At 65.1% G+C, this 4,465-nt stretch carries 6 protein-coding genes; 3 read left to right on the forward strand and 3 right to left on the reverse strand.

Annotated elements, in window-relative coordinates; translation table 11 throughout:
• Together ACXJL8_RS34835 and ACXJL8_RS34840 are read left to right on the forward strand one after the other, a co-directional pair.
• Nucleotides 1–771 (forward strand): chemotaxis protein CheB (locus ACXJL8_RS34835; RefSeq protein ID WP_456686432.1); only part of this gene is annotated, 771 nt, incomplete at its 5' end.
• Entirely contained in the window at nt 768–1,640 is an 873-nt protein-coding gene (locus ACXJL8_RS34840) for a CheR family methyltransferase (RefSeq protein WP_456623241.1), read from the forward strand. The genes ACXJL8_RS34835 and ACXJL8_RS34840, both read left to right, overlap by 4 nt.
• Before the next feature lie 157 nt (nt 1,641–1,797).
• Here ACXJL8_RS34840 and ACXJL8_RS34845 read toward each other — a convergent pair whose 3' ends face one another.
• Genes ACXJL8_RS34845 through ACXJL8_RS34855 form a run of 3 tightly spaced genes read right to left on the reverse strand, consistent with a single transcriptional unit; the run spans nt 1,798 to nt 3,760 of the window.
• A complete protein-coding gene (locus ACXJL8_RS34845; protein WP_456623242.1) occupies nt 1,798–2,958 on the reverse strand; it encodes a glutathionylspermidine synthase family protein in 1,161 nt (386 codons plus the stop codon).
• A gap of 3 nt (nt 2,959–2,961) precedes the next feature.
• On the reverse strand, nt 2,962–3,354 hold the full coding sequence (locus ACXJL8_RS34850) for a hypothetical protein (protein ID WP_456686433.1): 393 nt from the start codon (nt 3,352–3,354) through the stop codon (nt 2,962–2,964).
• 1 nt (nt 3,355) lies between these two features.
• Nucleotides 3,356–3,760 (reverse strand): DUF350 domain-containing protein, encoded by a 405-nt coding sequence (locus tag ACXJL8_RS34855; protein WP_456623244.1) that lies wholly within the window; start codon nt 3,758–3,760, stop codon nt 3,356–3,358.
• A gap of 325 nt (nt 3,761–4,085) precedes the next feature.
• Between ACXJL8_RS34855 and ACXJL8_RS34860 the strand changes: the two genes are divergently transcribed.
• On the forward strand, nt 4,086–4,394 hold the full coding sequence (locus ACXJL8_RS34860) for a hypothetical protein (protein WP_456623245.1): 309 nt from the start codon (nt 4,086–4,088) through the stop codon (nt 4,392–4,394).
• Nucleotides 4,395–4,465: the final 71 nt, after the last annotated feature.

Genomic DNA, 4,465 nt, shown 5'->3' on the forward strand with positions numbered 1-4,465 from the left:
ATCCAGAAGATCCGCCACCTCGGCGCGCGGCTGCGCCGCAGGCCCGCAGTCGCGAGCCCGCCGCTTGCGCCCGCGAGCCCGGCACCGGCTGCACGTGCACCGGCTGTCGTGCGGCCCGCCGCGCCCGCACCGGCCGTGCATGCGCCGTCGTCGGGGGCGCTGTCCACGCGCCCGTTCTCGACCCAGGCACCCAAGGTGCTGCTGATCGGCTCCTCGACCGGCGGTCCGCAGGCACTGATGGCGCTGGTGACCGAGCTCGGCCCGGTGATCGACCGCTTCCCGGTGCTGATCACCCAGCACATGCCGCCGACCTTCACCACCATCCTTGCCGAGCATCTGGCGCGCTCGAGCCGCAAGCCGGCAGCCGAGGCGATCGACGGCGAGCCGGTGAAGCCGGGACGGATCTATCTGGCGCCGGGCGGCAAGCACATGCGCGTCGTGCGCAATGGCGCGGAGGTCGCGATCGCGCTCGACGACGGCCCCGCCGTCAATTTCTGCAAGCCCGCGGTCGATCCGCTCTTCACCTCCGCCATCGATATCTGGCACGGCAGTATCCTCTCCGTGATCCTGACCGGCATGGGCTCGGACGGCATGCGCGGCGGCAAGGACATCGTCGCCGCCGGCGGCAGCGTGATCGCGCAGGACGAAGCCTCCAGCGTGGTGTGGGGCATGCCGGGCGCGGCCGCCAATGCCGGCATCTGTGCGGCGATCCTGCCGCTCAACCAGATCGGCGCCAAGGTCAACCGCCTGTTCGCGGGAGACCGCGCGTGACGCCGGCCGACTACGAGTATCTGCGCAAGGTCCTGAAAGAGCGCTCCGGTCTCGATCTCTCCGCCGACAAGCAATATCTCGTCGAGAGCCGGCTGCTGCCGCTTGCGCGCAAGGCGAGCCTTCCGGGCATTCCGGATCTCGTGCAGAGGATCAAGAACGGCGACGGCAAGCTTGCTTCCGACGTGGTCGAGGCCATGACCACCAACGAGACGTTCTTCTACCGCGACAAGATCCCGTTCGATCACCTGCGCGACACCATCCTGCCCGGCCTGATCAAGGCGCGCGCCGCGCGCAAGTCGCTGCGCATCTGGTCGGCGGCATCCTCGACGGGACAGGAGCCCTATTCGATCGCGATGTGCGTGAAGGAGATGGGCGCAGCCTTCGCCGGCTGGCGCATCGAGATCGTCGCCACCGATCTGTCGCAGGAGGTCCTGGAGAAGTCCAAGGCCGGCGTCTACAGCCAGTTCGAAGTGCAGCGCGGCCTGCCGATCCAGCACCTCGTGAAATACTTCACGCAAGTTGGCGAGATCTGGCAGCTCAACGCCGACATCCGCTCGATGGTGCAGTTCCGCCAGCTCAATCTGCTGCAAGACTTCTCCCATCTCGGCACCTTCGACGTGATCTTCTGCCGCAACGTGCTGATCTATTTCGACCAGGACACCAAGGCCGTGATCTTCGAGCGCATGGCGAAGGGCCTGGAGGCCGACGGCACGCTGCTGCTGGGCGCTGCCGAATCCGTCGTCGGCATCACCGACGCCTTCCGTCCCCTCACCGACCGCCGCGGCCTCTACCAGCTGAATCCGGCGCGCTCCGGCCGCCCGATGGGCGGACTGATGCCGCAGCCGCTGAAGGTCGCCGCGGCGAGGTGATCTCATCGTCATTCCGGGGCCGCGCGTAAGCGCGGAGCCCGGAATCCATAACCACAGGCCATCGAAATAGGCAGGCGGTTAGACGTGGGGCCGTTCGATCCGCCTGTGGCTATGGATTCCGGGCTCGCGACTTTGTCGCGCCCCGGAATGACAAGCCTCACAAAATCGCGTGCGGGAGAAACCGCGAGCTGTTGCCGGTGATCGGGCTCTCGTCTTCGCGGATCGACAGGCCGCACGGCTCGTGGTTCACCAGCCAGCTTCCGATCACCGGATAGAAGTCCGAAAAGTTCGGCAGCGGCGCGAGCGCCTGGCGCACGAAGCCTTCGGCGCCATAAGGGCCTGCATGCGCGTCGAGCGGCACGCCGCCGGAGACCAGCGTGACATTGGCGCCCTCGCGCGACAGCAGCGGCTTGCGCACATAGGAGCTGCCGAGCTCGGCCGCGCGCGGATCGTCCTCGAAGAAGGCGGGCAGCAGATTGGGATGGTTCGGAAACATCTCCCACAACAGCGGCAGGATGCCCTTGTTGGAGAGCACCGCCTTCCACGGCGGCTCGATCCAGCGCGTCGGTGCCTCGGCAAGCTTCGCGCCGAAAGCGTCGTGGAACATCCATTCCCAGGGATAGAGCTTGAAGGCGAGCGCGATGTCGCGGTTATCGAGATCGACGAAGCCGCCGGCCTCGTCGCGCCAGCCGATCTGCTCGATGTCGAGCAGCGTGGTCGCAAGTCCCGCCTGGCGCGCGGTGTCTTCGAGATAAGCGAGCGTGCCGGCGTCCTCGTCATTGCCCGTGGTGCCGGTGAGATGCAGATGATGGCCCGCGGCGATCGTCGTCCAGGCCGCGATCAGCCGCTCATGGATGGAGTTGAACTGGTCGGCGCGCGCCGGGATGATGCGCCGCTCGATCGCCTGTTCGAGCCAGGTCCATTGAAACACCGCGGCCTCGAAGATCGAGGTCGGGGTATCCGCGTTGTATTCGAGCAGCTTGGCCGGGCCCTTGCCGTCGAATTTCAGGTCGAGCCGGCCGTAGAGGCTGTGGTCGTCACGCTTCCAGCTCGTCGCAATCAGATCCCAGAACGCTTCCGGAATCCTCAGTCGCCGCAGATGTCGCTCGTCGCCGATCACCCGGCTGGCAAGCTCCAGGCACATCGCGTCGATCTCGCCGGTCGGGGTCTCGATGGAGCGCTCGATCTCGTCGAGCGTGAAGGCGTAATAGGCCCGCTCGTCCCAATAGCGTTCGCCGCCGTTGGTGTGGAAGACGAAGCCGCATTGCGCTGCGGTTTCTCGCCAGTCGTCGCGCTCGAGGCAGGTGATGCGCCGCATGGATCAGCCCCCGCCCGAGAAGCCATGGCCAAACGAGCCGAAGCCGCCGCGGCTCACGCTGCTGTGGCCCGAGTCGGATGACGTGCTCGACGAAGAATGGCTGGAGGAATCGCTGCTGAAGAAGCTCGATCGCGACGATGAGCCCGRGCCGCCGCTGCCGCCCGAGGAACTGCTTCTGCTGCCGCTGCACGCGGTGCTCGTCTGCACCGCTGGATCCGTCCCGGGAGGAGAGGGCTCGCAAGTCTGCCGCGGCATCAGCGTGTAGGCGGTAGTGCCGACCGCGATCGTGCCCATCACCAGCAGCGCGACATGGCCGGAGCGCTTCACCGGCTCTCGCGGTGTCGGCGGCACCGGCCGGCGCTTGCCGAACTGCTTGCTGGAGGGTTTGTCGGCCATATCAGTAGATCATGCAGGCGGCGTTCAACAGGCCCGCGGCGAGCGAGGACAGCCCGAGCCAGATCGCCGGGGCAAGCTCGCCTGCGGCGATCCGCGCCGACAGGTTCGGCACCGGCACCCTCACCAGAAAGAGCACGATGATCTGCACGATCAGCGCGATGATCGCCCAGATCAGGCAGTCCAGCACACTGGCCGAATGTGCGATCGCGCTGACCAGCGGCGCCACGAAGCCGAGCAGGCTGAGGCCGAGCGCAATCGCTGCGGCCGGCTCGTCGTCGCGGATCAGCTGGAACTCGTTGTGCGGGGTGATGCGGGTATAGACGAACAGATACGCCACGATCGCGATCAGCCCGGTGCAGAAATAGACCAGGAAGGCGGGAAGGCCGGCGAGCGATTGCAGAATCATGGGGGATCCGACTGTGACCGTGCGAAGTCTGGCACGATCGTTTGGTCGCCGCACCGGCCCGATCCGTTCGATCCCCAGGAACGACGTCGACGTCGAAATTTGCGCCCGGCATGCCCATCCGGCACTGCACAAACTTTTCGGGTCAAATGAGACCTGCTTCACAAATGCGTCTTGAAGTTGCGTGCGATAATCTCGCCCAGCGATCGATCAAGCAGCGGATCGTTGCCACAGTCGGACTATCGGAAATTTTATTCCAATTGGATTGACTCCTAAGATTGCGTTTGCCGAATTGCGTTGCTAGCATGATCCACCGGGAGAGCGTGGCATGTGTTGGGCTCTCGACAAAATCGATCCCTTGCAGCAGCTAGAAGCACACTTCGCTGCCGCCGAGATCAATGTGGGCGCCCTCCGGCTTGCCACGTCGGCTATCGCAGCAAATGCAATTTCGCTCGTGCCGCAGGCCGCTGTCGCTACAGCGAACGTCTTTAACCGCGGCGCACCCCGTAACGAGCATTGCTGCCGTTACGTTTCTTTTCGGCAGGCGCAGACAACTTCGGAGGCAGGTAAGCATCCAGAGGTCGGCGATCTGGGCGTAGCGCATCTACGATTTAAGTACGAGGTTTTTGTCGAGTGAGGCTGCAATGCCTGAGTACCATGACTTCGAGCTTGAAATCAGTTCCGACAGCGCTGACGGGGTTCCGCGAC

It is taken from the genome of Bradyrhizobium sp. P5_C11_2, from assembly GCF_054049755.1.